The sequence below is a fragment of the Companilactobacillus sp. HBUAS59699 genome (assembly GCF_036913575.1).
Classification (GTDB): domain Bacteria; phylum Bacillota; class Bacilli; order Lactobacillales; family Lactobacillaceae; genus Companilactobacillus.
In genome coordinates this window covers 451215-468580 of the sequence record NZ_JAYKTV010000001.1, presented here as the reverse complement: position 1 = coordinate 468580, position 17366 = coordinate 451215, and the positions used below count along the sequence as shown (strand labels likewise).

Below are 17366 nucleotides of genomic sequence, written 5' to 3'. Positions count from 1 at the left end.
TCCATGGAATTAGAAATATCTTTTCACAATGATTAGGAGGACGTCTTATTGTTAGACGAAAAATCAAGACGCGTATTTAGTTCTAAAGCATTGAACTATTTTGACGAATTAACAAAAAATATGAGCTATACAAAAACTGCTCAATCGTTAGGAATCACCCAACCAGCTTTGACTCAACAAATCAAAAAAATTGAAAAAGTTGTTGGGGTGCCTTTGTTTTATAGCATGGGCAAGAAAATCTACCTGACCGATGCGGGGACTTCACTTTTGAAGGCAACGCATGAGATCTTTGATGTGATCAATTCAGTTACGGACAAGATTCAACAGGAATCTTCTGATAAGTCTGGTACGATCAGTATCGGCTTATTATCGACTGCTGAGTCAATGGTCATTGAAGATTTCATTGTGGAATACAATCGTATCAATCCAAATGTTGAGATCGACTTGAATCTCTTGACTCGTAAAGAGATTTGGGACCATATTGAAAACAATCGTATTGATTTGGCTATTATGTATTTGCCGGATAAGAACATTAAGAATTGGAAGATTTATAAATCTAAGAAAATCATTAATGATAATATTGTCTTGGTACACAATAATGAGAAGATCTACAAGAAGGGTATTGCCAGTTATAGGGATGCCATTGAGAAGCCATGGGCTGCTTACTTAAAAGACTATTATTTATCTGATTTACTAAAAGAAAGATTTAGAAATGCGTTGGTGGATCAACCGAATGTAGTCGCTAGGTTCTCTTCTCCATATCAATTATTGAAATTCGCGCAGAGTTCAGAAGATATTTACACTGTTTTACCATTGAGTTTTTGCATCGCACATGCATCAATGTTTAAACTTTATCAAACACCACTTGAACCAACGGTATCAAGTGAATTATCATTTGTATATCGGGAAGACAAAGAGAAGATTCCTCGAATAAAGGAATTTCTCGGCGAGTGGGATAATTTCTTAGCTGATAAGAATTATATCGATCGTTTGAAGTCTTCAAGATAAATTAAAAAAGGGGAAATTTAGAATGACTAAGGAAAAAGAATTAGTTTTCGGACACAAAAATCCAGATACAGATGCTGTTGTTGCAGCTATTGCATACTCACATCTACAAAATGAATTAGGTTACAATACTGAGGCTGTTGCTTTGGGTGAACCTAATGAAGAAACAAAATTTGTTTTTGATAAATTTGATTACAAATTCCCAAGAATTATCTCTGCTGCAAACGGTGAAGTTAAGTCTGTTATGCTTGTAGACCACAACGAAAGACAACAAAGTTTGGATGATATTGCTGATCTTAATGTTACACACGTTGTTGATCATCACAGAATCGCTAACTTCGAAACTGCTAATCCTTTGTACTACCGTGCAGAACCACTTGGCTGTACAAGTACTATCCTTTGGAAGATGTACGCTGAACAAAATGTTGAAATTCCAGCTAACATTGCTGGAATGATGGCATCAGCTATTATCTCAGATACACTTCTATTGAAGTCACCTACAACAACCGATCAAGATAAGGCTGCTGTTGAAAGCCTAGCAATGACTGCTGGTATCGATTATCAATCATATGGTTTGGAAATGCTTAAAGCAGGAACCAATCTTGACAGCAAGTCAACTAAAGAACTTATCGATATGGATGCTAAGAGTTTTGATATGAATGGTAACAGTGTTCGTATTGCTCAAGTAAACACTGTTGATATTCCAGATACTTTGAAGAGAGAAGCAGAATTCACTGCTGATATCAAAGCTGAAAACGAATCAGAAGGTTACAATCTATTCGTATTGTTAATCACAAACATTTTAACAAGCGATACTACTGGTTTGGTATTAGGTGATGAAAATGCTATCTCAGTTTTCGAAAATGCTCTTAATACTAAGGTAGAAGATAACAAGGCATCATTGCCAGGCGTTGTTTCACGTAAGAAGCAAATCGTTCCACCACTAAATGAAAAATTCTAATGATAATTTTATGAAAGCGTTTCATTTGTGAAAATATAAAATTATTTTGTGAAATATGAATCTGTTTTCTTGAAAACGTTACCGTGTACAGGTATAATATTTTACATCATCAAAACTGCTGGGTTGTTTTTTGATCTAGCAGTTTTTATATTGGTGTTTATATTACAAAAGGGAGTTTTTAGATGAGTGCAGTTAACTTATTAATTGGTCTTATGCCTATGATAGGTTGGGGAGTTATGCCAATCTTGACAGGCAAATTCGGCGGTAGACCAGTTAATCAAATTCTTGGAACTACATACGGTACATTGATTGCAGCGATTGTAGTAGCTTTGATTAACCAGACACCTATGATTGGTGGTAAGGAATTTCTATTTACGTTCTTATCAGGTGCTAGTTGGTCATTAGGACAAGTGTTAGTGTTCTATGCCTTCTCTGTCATGGGAGTTTCAAGAACTATGCCTATTTCTACAGGATTCCAGTTAGTAAGTACTTCATTATGGGGAGTATTTATTTTAGGTAACTGGAGTTCTAATGTGGCTAAGATAGTTGGATTTTTATCCATTGCAATGATTATATTCGGTGTCTATCTAACGACATATAGTGAGAAAAAGACAAATACAAATACAGATGTCGCTAATGGTGATGTTACACGAGGAGTTCTTTTAGTATTAGTTGCAGCGGTAGGTTACTTAGGATATTCAGCATTTCCTCAAGCAGTTTCCGTTAATGGTTTTGAAGCATTCTTGCCACAAGCATTAGGTATGGCAGTCTTCTCAACATTATTCGCTCTACTTACAAAATCAAATCGTCAAACAAAACCATTCGCTACTAAGAGTTCATATACTAACATTATCAGTGGTTTCTCATTTGCTCTTGCAGCCTTAACATATTTGATTTCATCACGACCAGATGTTAATGGTTTAGCTACTGGATTTACACTTTCACAGATGAACGTTGTTATTGCCACATTAGGTGGGATTTACATCCTTCACGAGAGTAAGACTAAAAAAGAAATGGTTGCTGTGTTATCTGGTTTAGCACTAGTTGTTATTGCTGGTATTGTTACAGCATTTATAAAATAAAAGATCAATAGCGTATCCTTTTCAGGATACGTTATTTTTTTACTCATTTTTCAGTATATTAATTATATTTATCTAATTATAATTATATATAACTCATAATTATGGTTAAACAACTCATAAAAAATATCTTGACAGCGCTTTCATGATGGATATATAATAAAAATCGGTTAGGAACGGTAAAACGTTTTACTTCAAATAGGAGGGTTGAATTGAATGATACTGGTAAAAGTACAACAATTCGTGATGTTGCACAGTATGTAGGTATCTCAGTAACAGCAGTTTCACAGATTTTGAATGGTAAGGGTGACAGGTTCAGTGACGAAACGATTCGTAAAGTACGAGAAGCACAACGAATTTTGAACTATCATCCTAATTTTTATGCCCGCGGTTTGGTGGGACAACGGAGTAATTCGATTGGAATTGTTATTCCTAATATTATGAATCCCTTTTTTGCCAGTTTAGTGTTGAGCGTGGAGAATGCGGCAATACCGAAAGGGATCTTTCCTCAAGTTTTTAGTGTGAATGGATTTCATGAGAATATTGATTATTTTATAGAGCAATTTATTTCTGGAACGCAAAAGGGATTGATACTCGCTGCACCAGGTGCATCACGAGAGATAGTTGATAAGTTGGCATTATCGAACAATTTACCGATGGTAATGACAGATCAAGCTGATTTGAATGGTAAATATGACATGGTCCTGATCAATGAATTGAAAGCTGGAGAAATGATTGCAAGTCATTTGTTAGAGCTTGGTCATTCTCGTATTGCCATTGTCTTGCCATTTGGTTTAACACTTAATCTGAAGCATCGATTCGATGGATATAAAGCAGCTTTTAAAAAATATCACGTCCCAGTGCCATTGGATCTAGTCTTCCAAGCAAACTTTGATCCTAGTGGTGGCGTCGATGCAGTGAGTAAAATAATTACAACTGACGCTACAGCAATCATTGCAATAAATGATGACGTTGCGATTGGAATATATCGAGGATTAGCGTCACATCACAAAAATATTCCAGATGATTATTCGGTGGTCGGATTTGATGATATTAATTTGACCAACTACCTAGTTCCACGTTTAACAACGATCGAGCAACCGATTGCTGACATCGGTGAACAATCAGTCCAACTGTTAGTCAATAAGATGAACGATCCTAATGTTCAAAGAAAATCTGTGATTTTAGATGTAAAGCTGAGAATACGTGAGTCCACAAAAAAATTGGAGATGTAATTTATGAAAAAAGGAACAGTGTTAAATAGTCAAATATCGGCAGTCATCGCTGATATGGGTCACTTCGATACTTTATCAATTGGAGATGCCGGCATGCCAGTTCCTGCGGGAACTAAAAAAATTGATTTGGCAGTTGAAAAAGGTTTGCCTAAATTCATCGACGTTTTAAAAAATGTTTTGACAGAATTGGAAGTTCAGAAAATTTATTTAGCTGAAGAAATCAAATCACAAAATCCAGAACAGCTAAAGAACATTCAGGCAGCAATCGATGTTCCGGTTGAATTTATCCCACATGATGAAATGAAAAAGAGACTTGCTACAAATAAGGCTTTTATTAGAACCGGTGAAGTAACACCTTATTCCAATATTATTTTAGAGAGTGGTGTCACATTTTAAACCTGAGGGGGTGAAAAAATGAAGATTGAGATGAAGAACATCTCTAAAGCGTTCGGTGCCAACAAAGTTCTTGAAGGTGTTGATTTTTCTGTTGAATCTGGCGAAGTTCACGCATTAATGGGTGAAAATGGTGCTGGTAAGTCAACTTTGATGAACATCTTGACGGGACTTTATGGTGATGACGGTGGCGATATCTTAGTCGACGGTCAACCAACAAGTTACACTGGACCTTTGGATGCTGAACAGCACGGTATTAGCTTCATTCACCAAGAGATGAATAATTTTTTGGAAATGTCAGTCGTTGATAATATGTTCTTGAATAAAGAAATCAAAAATAAATTTGGCATTATCAATGAAGACAAGATGCGAAAGCAAGCTAAAGAATATCTAAGCAAACTAGGTGCTGATATCGATGTCGATAAGCCGATCGGTAGCTTGAGCGTGGGTCGTCAACAGTTGATTGAAATTGCCAAATCAATTATGACAGATGCTAAGATCATCATCATGGATGAACCGACGGCAGCATTAACAGAGAATGAGATTGAACAACTTTTTGGTGTTGTAAATGAATTGAAGAAACAAGGCGTAGGATTCATTTATATTTCGCATCGTATGGAAGAAATCTTCGAAATCGCCGATAAAGTTACGGTTATGAGAGATGGTATTTCAGTCAATGAATACATGACCAAGGACGTTGACATGAAACAACTCGTTCGAGATATGGTCGGTCGTGAGATTGGAGACTTTTATCCGGATCGAGATCCTCATTTTGGAAAAACAATATTGTCAGTTAAGGGCCTTACGGAAAAAGGCGTCTTTGAAAATGTTAGTTTTGATGTTCATGAAGGTGAGATTCTAGCCTTCTCGGGATTGATGGGTGCCGGGCGTACGGAAATAATGCGTGCGATCTTTGGCATTGATCATTACAATTCTGGAGAGATTTATCTAGATGGTGAGAAGGTTAAAATCAAGGATCCACAGTCGGCCATCAAACATCGTATTGGATTCTTGACTGAAAATAGAAAGGATGAGGGATTGATTCTAGCCGATTCACTCAGAGACAATATTGCTTTACCATCGATCGATGGTTTTGTTAAACACGGATTGATTGATGATAAAGCAGTTGATGAGTTTGCCAACATGCTGATGAAGCGTCTGACGGTAAAGGCAATGAGTGAGCAAGTTACCGCAGGCAGCTTGAGTGGTGGTAATCAGCAGAAAGTTGTTTTGGCAAAATGGGTCGGGTCTGGTTCTAGGGTCTTGATCTTAGACGAACCTACAAGAGGAGTTGATGTTGGAGCGAAGAGAGAAATCTATGATCTAATGAATGAACTTACTGATAGGAATGTAGCCATTATCATGATCTCAAGTGATTTACCGGAGGTTCTTGGTATGAGCGATAGAATTGCAGTCGTTTATGAAGGTAAGATTTCAGGAATTGTGGATACTAAAGGTGCCACACAGGAATCGGTTATGACATTAGCGACAGGAGGGGCAGATAATGCAAGAACAAACTAAATCAGTTGAGGCTGATAAACCAAAAAGTTTTGATATAAAAAAATTCGTTGGAAAAATGGGACCGTTATTAGCACTGATCGTTCTAGTGATCTTGGTAACCGTACTTAGTCCAGGTTTCATTCAGCCAACTAACTTATTGAACTTGTTGCGCCAAGTTTCCATTAATGCAGTTATTGCTTTTGGTATGACGTTTGTAATTTTGACTGGTGGTATCGACTTATCAGTTGGTTCTATTTTAGCTTTGACCGGTGCAGTGACGGCAACTTTGTTAACAGCAGGTATTTCACCTGTTATTGCGTTATTAGCAGGTATTGCATTAGGATCACTGCTCGGATTTGTTAACGGATTATTGATTGCTTATGGTAAAGCAGCACCATTCATCGCTACTTTAGCAACAATGACAATTTTCCGTGGTGCCACTTATGTATTTACCAATGGTAATCCAATAACTGGCGCTAAGATGAATAACAGTTTCATGTTTCAATTCATGGGGAGAGGATATTTACTGGGCATTCCATTCCCAATCTTTATTATGGCAGTCGTTTACTTGATCCTTTATTTATTACTACACAAGACAACTTTTGGACGTAAGACTTATGCTCTTGGTGGTAATGAGAACGCTGCTTTCATTGCTGGTGTTAAGACTAAGATGGTAACTATTTGGATCTATACTATTTCAGGATTGATGGCTGCCATTGCCGGGATCATTTTGACATCACGTCTTAGTTCGGCCCAACCGGATGCTGGTACTTCGTATGAAATGGATGCCATCGCTGCGGTTGTTTTAGGTGGAACTAGTCTTGCCGGTGGTAAAGGACGAATCTTCGGTACTTTGATCGGTGCATTAATTATTGGAACATTGAATAACGGTATGAATTTATTAGGAATTTCAAGTTTCTATCAACAAATTGTTAAAGGTATTGTAATTATTATTGCTGTCTTATTAGATCGCAAATCAAATGACAAATAATAATCTTAAGGGGATTAAATACAATGAATAAATCTTTGAAACGTATCATTGCACTCATAAGTGTTACATTTATCGCAATTTTTGCACTTGCCGCATGTGGTAAGTCAGGACTCGACTCAGGAGATTCTAGTAGCTCTAAAGTCGAAAAAAAGAGTCCTAAAGATTTAAAAGTTGGTGTTTCACTATCAACTCAATCAAATCCATTCTTCGTATCAGTTAAAAAAGGTATTCAAGGCTTAGCTGATAAAAAAGGTACAAAGGTACAAATTTCAGATGCACAAAACGATACAGCAAAACAAAATAATGATATTGAAGATTTAATTACTAAAAAAGTTGATGTTTTGATCATCAACCCAGTTGATTCAAGTGCTATTACACCAGCTGTTAAAGATGCTAACGATGCTGGTATTCCAGTTATTACTGTTGATCGTTCAGCTGACGGCGGTAAAGTATTGTCACTAGTTGCTTCTAATTCAACAAAGGGTGGTCAAATGGCTGCTAAGTTTATGATCGACAAATTAGGTAGCAACGCTAAGATTGCTGAATTGCAAGGTATCCCAGGCGCATCAGCTACACGTGAACGTGGTAAAGGTTTTGATAACGCTGCTAAAGGTAAACTAGATATTGTTGCCAAACAAACAGCTGGTTTCGACCGTGCTAAAGGTTTGAGTACAACCGAAAACATTCTCCAAGGTAACAGTGATATCGTTGGTATTTTCTCACAAAATGATGAAATGGCCTTAGGTGCTGTTCAAGCAGTTAAAGCTGCTGGTAAAGAAGTAACTATCGTTGGTTTCGATGGTGAAGATGATGGTATCAAGGCAGTTAAGTCAGGTAAGATGGCTGCAACTGTTGCCCAACAACCAGAAGAAATGGGTAGATTAGCTCTTCAAGCCGCATATGATCATTTTAATGGTAAGACAGTTAAGAAGAATATTGAATCACCATTGAAACTTGTTACTACTGAAAGCTTGAACAAATAATAGTAATTTACCTTTTAATTATTAGTAAGGGAGATCTATTATGAACAGAGTAACTGTAGTTGGAAGTATCAATGTAGATAGTATTTTACATATTAAAAAATTACCTTTACCAGGTGAAACCATAGGGATGCAATCTTTCTCAAAAGCCGCCGGTGGCAAGGGTGCCAATCAAGCTGTTGCTGCAGCTAGGTCAGGTGCAGAGACGTATTTTGTGGGATGTGTTGCCGATGATAGTAATGGCGAATTCATGCTGAAGCAATTGAACGATAACAAAATAAATACCGATAATATTAAAATAACCAATGGTAGTAATACTGGGCAAGCCTATATCCTCCTTCAAGAATCTGGGCAAAATTCCATTATCGTTCAAGCTGGTGCTAATTTTGAATTGACTGATTCAGATGTTGCACAGGCAGCCGATTCGATTCAATCTAGTGACTTTGTTATTACAGAATTTGAAACACCCATAAATGTTACTTTGTCCGCATTTAAATTAGCGCATCAAGCTGGCAAGAAGACGATTCTTAATCCGGCTCCAGCTAATGAGGAGATTCCAGCTGACTTATTGTCTTCGACTGATTTGATCGTTCCTAACGAGACCGAAAGTGAACTGATTACGGGTATAAAGATCACTGATGAACAGTCTATGGAAGAATCAGTGAGATACTATGAAAGATTTGGCATCAAGAATGTCATAATTACACTTGGTGAACACGGATCTTATGTTTCGCTCAATGGTAAGAACAAGATCGTACCTGCTTTTAAAGTCGATACAGTTGATACTACCGCCGCCGGTGACACATTTATCGGAGCATTATCGTCAACATTGAAGACCGATTTTTCTAATTTGTTTGAAGCAGTAGTTTATGCAAGTAAAGCTTCGTCATTAACAGTTCAAAAAGTTGGAGCGTTCCCATCGATTCCTACCAGAGAAGCGATTGAAAGCTCGAAATAATAGAACAAAAAAACACGTCAGATGAAAATCTGGCGTGTTTTCGTATCAGGGAATTGATGGAATTTTTTAGTTGATCTATATCGTATTTAAAATTTATCGTATATTTAATTTTAAAAATTGGGAGGGGTATCATATTTAATATTCATTAGTGGGAAACCACAATCAATTAAAATGATAATCTAAGGAAATATCCATCAGGTGGGGAAGAATATGTCTTCCCTATCTGACAATGTAAATATAGTACCTTTTGTTCGATAGTTAAAGAAAAAGATCTCAAAAATAGCATTTAAATTATTATATTAATTTTTAAACATTTTTATATGTGGAGTGTGATTGAATAAGAATTCTTGACCACGACTTTGAAAGCCAAATTTCTTATAGAATTTTTCAACATATGTTTGTGCCTCAATAACTATCTCTTGATCAGGGTATTCATCGTTAATGACTTCCAAAATCTTCTTGACCAATTCAGAGCCAAGTCCAGTACCACGAGATTCTTTAGCTGTAACAACACGACCGAAGGTTATGTGTCCATCTTCTGGGAAGATTCTGGCATAAGCAACGATGTGATCATTTTGATATTTAAAAATATGAATTGAGTTCAAATCATTTTCATCAACTTCTTGATAGATACGTTCTTGTTCGACTACAAAGGTTTTAACCCTTAAGTACATTAAATCGTACAATTCTTGCGTGCTTAGCTCATTAAATTTTTTTACATTCCACATACTACTCACCGTCGATTTCAAATAGAATATTATTGATTGTTTCAAACGCTTGATATAATTCTTGTTGCTGCGGGGAGGATAGATCCTCAATTAGATTCTTAATTTGGATATCGGAATCTGAATTAATTTTGTCTAGTAAATCTATTCCAGAATCAGTTAAAGACAATTTCTTTGATCGTGCATCTTTAACTGAAACATCTTTTTTAATAAAATTCAATTTTGTTAATTTTTTGATGATACGGCTAGTGTAACTGGCATCCAGATGGAGCTTGTCAGCAATTTCCATTGGTGTAGAGCCATTAGTAATAGACATTAATACACGTGCTTCAGGAAAACTCAATTCAGTATTAAAAACACGTTTATTAAGTAATCCTAAAGTATTAGTATATTTTCGATTGAATTGTCGGATTATTTCAATTTCTTGTTTGTTCAACATTTTTAAGTCTCCTTTAGTGGACAAAAGCCATTATATTCTAAATGCTGGCTTTTGTCCATTAATTTATCATAAAAAACTCATACACCTAATAAATAGATATATGAGTTGCACAAAATTATTTGGTATTTTTGAATGATCGTAACTTAGGTGGAATATATGAATCAATGAATTGCGTGATCTCATCTAATGAGTCACTGAACAATAACTTTTTACGATCAGTTTCAGTTAAGAATTCATTTTGGGTCATTGTATCGAAGAATGCTTCTAGTGAATCATAGTAGTGATTCACGTTGTAAAATATACAAGGATTGTCATTATCACCAATTCTAGTCCATGAATATGCTTCAGAGATTTCTTCCAGCGTTCCTGGACCTCCAGGCAGAGCAATACTAGCAATAGAATTATCAAGCATAGCGCGTTTTCTAGCATCCATACTATTGACAACGTCTAACTTAGATAGATTCTCTTGTGATAAGTCGCGAGAAGCCAGACTCTCGGTGATAATTCCGTGGACGTAGCCGTGATCAGCCAAAACAGTTTTTGCCAGAACCCCCATCAAGCCAAAGCGTCCGCCACCATAGGTGAGACCGTAGTTGTTTTCGGTTATCCAGTGTGCTAGATCTTCAGCAGCAGTAGTATAGATTTTATCATTACCAGTGGCAGCACCACAGTAGACAGCAATATTTTTCAAATAAGTCACTCTTTCTGTTAATTATTCATAAAGTTTAATTCGCGTTTTAAACGACGATAATACAAAAGGGATGCAGTTTCCAGTGCATCTAGAGCACGTTCTTGATCGTCAGACAGATCTTTCGTACTAAGAGCCATTAGGATAAAAGTTGTATAGAGTTTTTTTGGTGATAGATCTAAGCCAGTTGCTTCACTATCTCTCTTTAAGTCACGGTGCAATGCCGGAACAGTCAGCAAAGGTGAATTAGCTCCCTTATTACGGCTTAAAAATAAGTTTTGATTATTCCAATGTGATTGCAGAGGTGTGACAAAGGCTTGATAAGATTCCAAAAATTTTTTCTCTAAAGTCGTGAACTTCAATTGATTAAAAGTTCGATAAAATTCTGGTTCTAGAGCTTCTTTATAATTAAAGCCTTTGGCTATGATCAATATCAATAGACGTGTATAAATACTCAAATCAGAATTAAGATATTTAGGTAGATTTTGAAAAACATCAATGGGGAAGTCACTCTGTTTAGGGACAGTGACACTATTGATGTTTAATGTAGGAATCTCTGGTGTCTTCTTAAGGCTAAAGAGATATTTGAAGTAGACATTTAAATTACTGATAACTTTGTTAATGGTACTAGGACTGAGATGCAGATTTTCTAACATGAAATTCTTGAACAACCTGACATCCATTTCGTGAACATCTTTAATATCTTCTGAAATTTTATAATCTTGATTATGTTGAATCGTATATGAGAAGAAGTCATTCAGAGAGTTCATATATTCAGTGTGAGCTCGCTCGGAGATATGGCGAGTTTTTAAGTATGCGTTGAAGCCAGTCAAATATGGGATTTTAGACATATAAAACCTCCTTTATATAATAACAATTATACCGTAGATGTTGATATAATCGTGTTTTAGGGTACAAAAAAAGTCATTCATGTTCTGTGGATGACTTAGTTAGATAGTTAAATCAAAAATTGATTCTCCATTTATAACTGAACGACCTGTATAAGTAATCGAATTTTTGACTTCATTAATATCAGTTATGATCACCATAACCGTGGTATCTTTATCAGCCTCTTTTATGGACTTCAAATTCATCGTCGCAATCATCTGACCAGCAGTGATCTTGTTACCTTCACGAACTTTCATTTCAAATGGTTCACCATTTAATTCCACCGTATCGATGCCTAGGTGCAACATTATCTCTAGACCGTGTTTACTTTTGATCATGACAGCGTGTTTAGTGGGGAAGACGGTTGAGACGACGCCATTTACTGGTGAGACGATCGTTTCGTCATGAGGAATAATAGCAAAACCATCACCCATCATTTTTTTAGCAAAAACGGGATCGGATACTTTGTCTAATTGGATAAGTTGTCCCGTGACTGGTGCTACAACAGGTTCACTTTTAGTGCGAGAGAATAATCCCATAGAAATACCCCTTTCTATTATTTAATCAATTTGAATGCTGATCCACCATCAATGTAGGACAGTAATTTTAAATCTTGCTCTATTATTTTGCCTAAGATATTTACTCTTTGACTTGCAGGCAGGTGAGTACAGACAATTTGAATCTCGCCCATATATGTTCCAAACAATCGGTTATCGATCGTAACGGATCCAAAAATCCTCTTGGTGTTATTAGTAGGTTCAATGGTTCCGTGGTTCATTGCCGTACTCTCAGCTAAGCGAATCAAATCACGAGCTGGGTCTTTACGATTATGAAAGATATTAGTAAATAAGTATTCCGGTGTACCGATTCTAGTATCAGATATGTGTAGTGGAATGTATCCACTGACAAAATAATCATAAAATGCTTGCCGTTGAGATTTACTCAAGAAATTGTCACCGATAACGATATTGTCAACATCTAGTTTCTGTAACTCGATTGCGGCAATGAAGGGATGTATCTTTCGATGTCGTTCTAGAGTCGGCATTCCGTCGAAGAGTGGACCATTGAGCGGCTTATCTCCAGGAACGAAAGCATGAATCTGGAATCCCAGCTTTTTAAGCCAGCGATTTTTTTGGGCAAACCAAGTCAAATCTAAGCCTGTATCAATATGCGGGTAAGAATCGTACCAGACATCTAGTTTGTTGAAATCGACGTTCAAGTCTTTTAATTCTCTAATATCATTGTTACCAATAGTACTAGCGTTCAAAGCTATTGAATACGACTTTAAGAGTTGAGCAACTGTTGAGTTGGTAAAAGAGTGGTTTAAGCGAAAAGTAATTAGACTGTTATTGTTTTTGATTGCGGATTGTTCCTTCAAAAAATCAAAATCAGATCGATCAACGTCAATTATCAGATGTAGTTTTAGATCGTCAATTAATTGTATTAGTTTTAATAGGTTATCTAGTCTTTCATTAAATTCTTTTGTGGAGAAATGAGCAGATGTAAAGACTTCTGAGAATCCTGAATCCTTCATATCTTTGAAGTACTTCATGGTACTGTCATCAACTTCTTGTTGTAATTGGAAAGAGAATCCTATCATGTGCTCCTCCTTGTGAAAATATTTAACTCAAGTATATAATATTATTATTTAGATGTGTTTACTAGGTGTTCAAATTATTTTAAATGGTTTTATATTCCTGTAGACGAAATTGTTCAGGTGTCTTCGCAAAATGTTTTTTGAATGTGGTTATGAAGTAAGTGTCACTAGAAAATCCTACTCGAGCAGCAATTACTTTAACCGATAAGTCAGTATTCGATAATAACTGCTTAGCTTGGAACAAGCGTAGATCGGTAAGATAATTTAATGGAGTTTGACCGCATTCTTTTTTGAATACTCGTTGTAGATGAAATGGACTACCATGGCATTCTTCAGCAATTAATTCTAGGCTTAATTTTCTTTGGTAGTTGTTATTCAAATAAAGTTTGATTTCTTGGACCCATTCTTCATTAGGAACGTTACCGGTAGGCTGACATCTTTTACATGGTCTAAAACCATTTTCGATAGCCTCAGTGGGATTCTTGAAGATCAAGACGTTTTCTTTGGAAGGATTTTTAGAGTGACAAGATGGTTTACAAAAAATTTTGGTTGTTTTGACACCGTAATAAAAGTGATCATCGCCAGTAGCATCACTAGTGATGATCTGTTGCCATCTTTTGGCTGTTAAAGGATAACTTTTCATGTTGACCTCCTGACAGTTTAAAAATTGAAAAGCAAGATTTTTAAGTGAATTGTAGCATATACTTGAGATATACAAAAGTAGGTGTTAATTATGAAAGAACTTTATTATCAAATAATTCGGTTTGAAAATCACACATACATTGTGGCAGCGACCAAAAGCGGCTTAGCGTATGTGGGACTGAGGGATGAAACACTAGACGACATGTCTAAATTTTATCCGCGGGCTAGATTTATTCAAGACGATGAGCGGACTAATAATTATGCTAGAGAAGTAAAAGAATATTTAGCTGGAGATAGAACTGATTTTGATCTGAAGATAGATATTTCAGGAACTGCATTTCAAGAGTCGGTTTGGCATGCAGTTGCTCAAATTCCATACGGACAAGTATCGAACTATACTAAAATTGCGGAAAAAATAAATCGTCCTAAGGCTGTTCGAGCTGTAGGAACAGCTATCGGTAGAAATCCTGTTCCACTAGTAATACCGTGTCATCGTGTGTTAGCTAAAAATGGTTCATTAGGTGGATATCGTGGCGGATTAGTAATGAAGAAAGATCTGTTACACTTGGAGGGAATTGTATGATAAAAAATCAGTATAGAATTGCTTTCTTTGATATCGACGGTACACTGGCTGGTCACAAGACATCTGAGGATACGACCATTTTGAGTCGAATACCTGATTCAGCTAAATCGGCGATCAAAGAATTGCGTCGCACAGGGATTGAACCGGTAATTGCGACTGGCAGAAATCACGGGATGATCAAGGATATTTTGTCTGACCTGAATGTTGAGAGTTTCATTTCCAATAATGGTCGTTACGTTGTCTTCGAAGGGCAAGTGATCTCGCATGATACTTTTGACAAGGAACACTTAAATGCGGTGGTTGATTATTTCTTAGAGCATGATATTGAGTTTTGCTTTGAAACAGTTGAGAAACTGTATATTTATGAAAGTTCTAAGTTCAAAGGTGACGGATCGATGGGGTTTGAGAAAATTCCAGACGGAACTATACCTGATAACATAATCCAGTTGATCGTGATGAACGAGCGGGATATTCCGGAGACAATACCAGTACCCGATATAAAAATGTTAAAAGTAGCACCGAATGTCTATGATGTGACAATGAACCATTCTAGTAAGGCGATTGGTATTCAGAAGATACTGTCTAGTATGGATATTGATGCACTTAGAACCATTGCCTTTGGGGATGAGGTCAATGATCTTCCGATGTTTGAAAAAGTAGGCTTTTCTGTTGCCATGGGTGATGGGAATCCAGACGTTCAAAAAGTTGCTGATTATGTTACCTCTAATGTCTATGACGATGGTATTTGGAATGCTTGTAAAAAACTAGAGTTGATATAAATTTCGATTCTAGTTTTTTTATTTACTTTTATAAAGGAATGTCGTAAACTCTTCTCATAAGGTTAGTAAATACTCACTCACCATATTGGAGGGATGCTCATGAATAATATGAGTGTGATTACTTTGAATAATATTGTTAAAAGATTCGGTAAACAGACAGTTTTGAACCACGTCAATATGCAGATATATCCTGGACAAATCGTAGGCTTGATCGGTCCTTCGGGTGCCGGTAAGTCAACAGTCATAAAGATTATTTTAGGAATGGAATTGGCAGATTCAGGGAGTACAACTGTATTTGGTAAACAGATGCCTAACCGTGAATTGTTAGGAAAGATCGGCTACATGGCTCAGTCCGATGCACTGTATGAGTCATTAAGTGGGCGTGAAAACTTGCAGTTCTATTCTGACATGAAAGGATTAAATAAACGAAATTCAGATATGCAGATAGCTCATGTCGCTAAAGTCGTTGATCTGATTCCAGACTTGGATAAACGAGTCAGTGGTTATTCCGGTGGTATGAAGCGACGCTTGTCTTTGGCGATTGCGATGCTAGGTAATAATGATATTTTGATTCTAGATGAACCAACCGTTGGGGTTGACCCAGCGCTACGAAGGAGTATTTGGATAGAATTAAAGAACTTGCGCAATCAAGGTAAGACGATCCTAGTTACTACTCACGTCATGGACGAGGCGGAATTAGTTGATGATGTTGCGCTCTTGTTGGGTGGAAGTATTATTGCATATAGTGATCCATACTCTTTGAAGCAATACTATCAAGTTAATTCAATTGAAGAAGTCTTTTTGAAAGCTGAGGCGATCAACAATGCGAACCATGTCAATTACTAAACGTGTAACCAAGGAATTATTGCGTGATAAGCGAACACTCGCTTTGATGTTCATTGCACCGATGTTTATATTATTTCTGATGAAATTAGTCTTCTCAGTTAATTCAACAACGTCAGTAGATATAGCGACGGTAAATGTCAATTCAGCATTGGTGACTGACCTAGACAAGGTCACACATATAGACACTCACCAATATTCTTTATCTAATGCGAATGAAGCATTAAAAGATGGAAAAGTCGATGCAGTGGTTCACTATAAAAACAGTGAGTACTATGTTACTTATGCTAATACTGATGCTAGTAAGACTAATGCCACTAAGGCAGCCTTAAAATCGTCGATAGTTGCCGAAAATGTCGGACAATTGAAGAAAACCTTAATGACCTTACAATCAAAAATGCCACAATTAGCGGGTCAAACTACTAAGACTAATTCAGTTAAGATACACAATAAATACTTATATGGAGATAAGGATACTAACTTCTTCGATAAAATAGTACCGATTTTAATGGGATTCTTCGTCTTTTTCTTTGTCTTCCTAATTTCAGGAATGGCGTTACTAAAAGAAAGAACTTCTGGAACGCTTTATCGATTATTAGCAACGCCAGTTAAGCGTTCTGAAATTGTCTTTGGTTATATGTTGAGTTATGGATTCTTAGCAATTCTTCAAACTTTGATCATTGTCTTATTCACGATTTGGGCGTTAAACGTTGAAGTCGTCGGTAATATTTTATATGTCATTTTAGTAAATTTCGTATTGGCACTAGTAGCATTGGCGTTTGGTATCTTAATGTCTACCTTTGCTAAATCAGAGTTTCAAATGATGCAATTCATTCCCTTAGTTGTTATCCCCCAAATATTTTTCTCAGGAATAATCCCAATGGATTCTATGGCTCAAGGGGTCAAGGTGATCTCCTATATATTACCGATGAAGTACGCTGGGGATGCATTAACTGGTGTAGTAATGAACGGTTACTCGATTAGTCAAATAATTGCGCCTATTTTAGTGTTATTATTGTTCTTATTAGTATTAACACTATTGAATATAGTCGGTCTCAAGAAATACAGAAAGGTTTAATA

20 protein-coding genes are annotated in these 17366 nt (G+C 36.4%); 13 read left to right on the top strand and 7 right to left on the bottom strand.

The features are described 5' to 3' along the window. Window positions 1–48: 48 nt before the first annotated feature. The 9 genes from U8519_RS02390 to rbsK all read left to right on the top strand — a co-directional run bounded on the left by U8519_RS02390 (window position 49) and on the right by rbsK (window position 9102). The gene (locus U8519_RS02390) at window positions 49–1008 is read left to right on the top strand and encodes a LysR family transcriptional regulator (RefSeq protein ID WP_334328727.1); all 960 of its coding nucleotides are present in this window, start codon (window positions 49–51) and stop codon (window positions 1006–1008) included. Between the two features lie 22 nt (window positions 1009–1030). Beyond that, window positions 1031–1966 (top strand): manganese-dependent inorganic pyrophosphatase, encoded by a 936-nt coding sequence (locus tag U8519_RS02385; protein ID WP_334328726.1) that lies wholly within the window; start codon window positions 1031–1033, stop codon window positions 1964–1966. 182 nt (window positions 1967–2148) lie between these two features. After that, window positions 2149–3048: a ribose/proton symporter RbsU gene (gene rbsU / locus U8519_RS02380; RefSeq protein WP_334328725.1), complete on the top strand. Its 900-nt coding sequence runs from the start codon at window positions 2149–2151 to the stop codon at window positions 3046–3048. A gap of 209 nt (window positions 3049–3257) precedes the next feature. Then, entirely contained in the window at window positions 3258–4280 is a 1023-nt protein-coding gene (locus U8519_RS02375) for a LacI family DNA-binding transcriptional regulator (protein WP_334328724.1), read from the top strand. A gap of 3 nt (window positions 4281–4283) precedes the next feature. Further along, window positions 4284–4676 carry a D-ribose pyranase gene (gene rbsD, locus U8519_RS02370; protein WP_334328723.1) on the top strand — a complete coding sequence of 131 codons (393 nt, stop codon included), beginning with the start codon at window positions 4284–4286 and terminating at the stop codon, window positions 4674–4676. A gap of 18 nt (window positions 4677–4694) precedes the next feature. Then, window positions 4695–6194: a sugar ABC transporter ATP-binding protein gene (locus U8519_RS02365; RefSeq protein WP_334328722.1), complete on the top strand. Its 1500-nt coding sequence runs from the start codon at window positions 4695–4697 to the stop codon at window positions 6192–6194. Then, a complete protein-coding gene (locus U8519_RS02360; RefSeq protein WP_334328721.1) occupies window positions 6178–7164 on the top strand; it encodes an ABC transporter permease subunit in 987 nt (328 codons plus the stop codon). Before U8519_RS02365 ends, U8519_RS02360 begins: the two co-directional genes overlap by 17 nt. Before the next feature lie 23 nt (window positions 7165–7187). Beyond that, window positions 7188–8147 carry a D-ribose ABC transporter substrate-binding protein gene (locus tag U8519_RS02355; RefSeq protein WP_334328720.1) on the top strand — a complete coding sequence of 320 codons (960 nt, stop codon included), beginning with the start codon at window positions 7188–7190 and terminating at the stop codon, window positions 8145–8147. A gap of 40 nt (window positions 8148–8187) precedes the next feature. Continuing rightward, on the top strand, window positions 8188–9102 hold the full coding sequence (gene rbsK / locus U8519_RS02350) for a ribokinase (RefSeq protein WP_442892109.1): 915 nt from the start codon (window positions 8188–8190) through the stop codon (window positions 9100–9102). A gap of 299 nt (window positions 9103–9401) precedes the next feature. Here the strand turns inward: rbsK and U8519_RS02345 are convergent, their stop codons facing one another. The 7 genes from U8519_RS02345 to U8519_RS02315 all read right to left on the bottom strand — a co-directional run bounded on the left by U8519_RS02345 (window position 9402) and on the right by U8519_RS02315 (window position 14082). Next, window positions 9402–9830 carry a GNAT family N-acetyltransferase gene (locus U8519_RS02345; RefSeq protein ID WP_334328719.1) on the bottom strand — a complete coding sequence of 143 codons (429 nt, stop codon included), beginning with the start codon at window positions 9828–9830 and terminating at the stop codon, window positions 9402–9404. A gap of 1 nt (window position 9831) precedes the next feature. Continuing rightward, a complete protein-coding gene (locus tag U8519_RS02340) occupies window positions 9832–10266 on the bottom strand; it encodes a MarR family winged helix-turn-helix transcriptional regulator (protein WP_334328718.1) in 435 nt (144 codons plus the stop codon). Window positions 10267–10381: 115 nt separating this feature from the next. Then, complete coding sequence (locus tag U8519_RS02335) at window positions 10382–10966, bottom strand: TIGR00730 family Rossman fold protein (RefSeq protein WP_334328717.1); 585 nt, start codon at window positions 10964–10966, stop codon at window positions 10382–10384. 8 nt (window positions 10967–10974) lie between these two features. Continuing rightward, window positions 10975–11805: a phage integrase N-terminal SAM-like domain-containing protein gene (locus tag U8519_RS02330; RefSeq protein ID WP_334328716.1), complete on the bottom strand. Its 831-nt coding sequence runs from the start codon at window positions 11803–11805 to the stop codon at window positions 10975–10977. A 99-nt stretch (window positions 11806–11904) separates the two neighbouring features. Next, entirely contained in the window at window positions 11905–12381 is a 477-nt protein-coding gene (locus U8519_RS02325) for a PTS sugar transporter subunit IIA (protein WP_334328715.1), read from the bottom strand. Between the two features lie 17 nt (window positions 12382–12398). After that, a complete protein-coding gene (locus U8519_RS02320) occupies window positions 12399–13442 on the bottom strand; it encodes a MupG family TIM beta-alpha barrel fold protein (RefSeq protein ID WP_334328714.1) in 1044 nt (347 codons plus the stop codon). 79 nt (window positions 13443–13521) lie between these two features. Next, window positions 13522–14082, bottom strand: a complete 561-nt coding sequence (locus tag U8519_RS02315) for a bifunctional transcriptional activator/DNA repair enzyme AdaA (protein WP_334328713.1) — start codon at window positions 14080–14082, stop codon at window positions 13522–13524. 90 nt (window positions 14083–14172) lie between these two features. On the opposite strand from U8519_RS02315, the gene U8519_RS02310 reads away from it, so the two are divergent. The 4 genes from U8519_RS02310 to U8519_RS02295 all read left to right on the top strand — a co-directional run bounded on the left by U8519_RS02310 (window position 14173) and on the right by U8519_RS02295 (window position 17364). Beyond that, complete coding sequence (locus tag U8519_RS02310; protein ID WP_334328712.1) at window positions 14173–14664, top strand: methylated-DNA--[protein]-cysteine S-methyltransferase; 492 nt, start codon at window positions 14173–14175, stop codon at window positions 14662–14664. Further along, a complete protein-coding gene (locus U8519_RS02305; RefSeq protein ID WP_334328711.1) occupies window positions 14661–15443 on the top strand; it encodes a Cof-type HAD-IIB family hydrolase in 783 nt (260 codons plus the stop codon). The genes U8519_RS02310 and U8519_RS02305 overlap by 4 nt, the downstream gene beginning before the upstream one ends. 99 nt (window positions 15444–15542) lie before the next feature. Continuing rightward, window positions 15543–16289 (top strand): ABC transporter ATP-binding protein, encoded by a 747-nt coding sequence (locus U8519_RS02300; RefSeq protein WP_334328710.1) that lies wholly within the window; start codon window positions 15543–15545, stop codon window positions 16287–16289. Further along, entirely contained in the window at window positions 16267–17364 is a 1098-nt protein-coding gene (locus U8519_RS02295; protein WP_334328709.1) for an ABC transporter permease, read from the top strand. The genes U8519_RS02300 and U8519_RS02295 overlap by 23 nt, the downstream gene beginning before the upstream one ends. The last annotated feature ends 2 nt before the right edge of the window (window positions 17365–17366 follow it).

Bases quoted from the DNA above. Each gene is read 5' to 3' on its own strand.
- U8519_RS02385 (WP_334328726.1), top strand. From the start codon at position 1,031: ATGACTAAGGAAAAAGAATTAGTTTTCGGACACAAAAATCCAGATACA.
- rbsU (WP_334328725.1), top strand. From the start codon at position 2,149: ATGAGTGCAGTTAACTTATTAATTGGTCTTATGCCTATGATAGGTTGG.
- rbsD (WP_334328723.1), top strand. From the start codon at position 4,284: ATGAAAAAAGGAACAGTGTTAAATAGTCAAATATCGGCAGTCATCGCT.
- U8519_RS02365 (WP_334328722.1), top strand. From the start codon at position 4,695: ATGAAGATTGAGATGAAGAACATCTCTAAAGCGTTCGGTGCCAACAAA.
- U8519_RS02360 (WP_334328721.1), top strand. From the start codon at position 6,178: ATGCAAGAACAAACTAAATCAGTTGAGGCTGATAAACCAAAAAGTTTT.
- U8519_RS02355 (WP_334328720.1), top strand. From the start codon at position 7,188: ATGAATAAATCTTTGAAACGTATCATTGCACTCATAAGTGTTACATTT.
- rbsK (WP_442892109.1), top strand. From the start codon at position 8,188: ATGAACAGAGTAACTGTAGTTGGAAGTATCAATGTAGATAGTATTTTA.
- U8519_RS02345 (WP_334328719.1), bottom strand. From the start codon at position 9,830: ATGTGGAATGTAAAAAAATTTAATGAGCTAAGCACGCAAGAATTGTAC.
- U8519_RS02340 (WP_334328718.1), bottom strand. From the start codon at position 10,266: ATGTTGAACAAACAAGAAATTGAAATAATCCGACAATTCAATCGAAAA.
- U8519_RS02330 (WP_334328716.1), bottom strand. From the start codon at position 11,805: ATGTCTAAAATCCCATATTTGACTGGCTTCAACGCATACTTAAAAACT.
- U8519_RS02325 (WP_334328715.1), bottom strand. From the start codon at position 12,381: ATGGGATTATTCTCTCGCACTAAAAGTGAACCTGTTGTAGCACCAGTC.
- U8519_RS02320 (WP_334328714.1), bottom strand. From the start codon at position 13,442: ATGATAGGATTCTCTTTCCAATTACAACAAGAAGTTGATGACAGTACC.
- U8519_RS02315 (WP_334328713.1), bottom strand. From the start codon at position 14,082: ATGAAAAGTTATCCTTTAACAGCCAAAAGATGGCAACAGATCATCACT.
- U8519_RS02310 (WP_334328712.1), top strand. From the start codon at position 14,173: ATGAAAGAACTTTATTATCAAATAATTCGGTTTGAAAATCACACATAC.
- U8519_RS02305 (WP_334328711.1), top strand. From the start codon at position 14,661: ATGATAAAAAATCAGTATAGAATTGCTTTCTTTGATATCGACGGTACA.
- U8519_RS02300 (WP_334328710.1), top strand. From the start codon at position 15,543: ATGAATAATATGAGTGTGATTACTTTGAATAATATTGTTAAAAGATTC.
- U8519_RS02295 (WP_334328709.1), top strand. From the start codon at position 16,267: ATGCGAACCATGTCAATTACTAAACGTGTAACCAAGGAATTATTGCGT.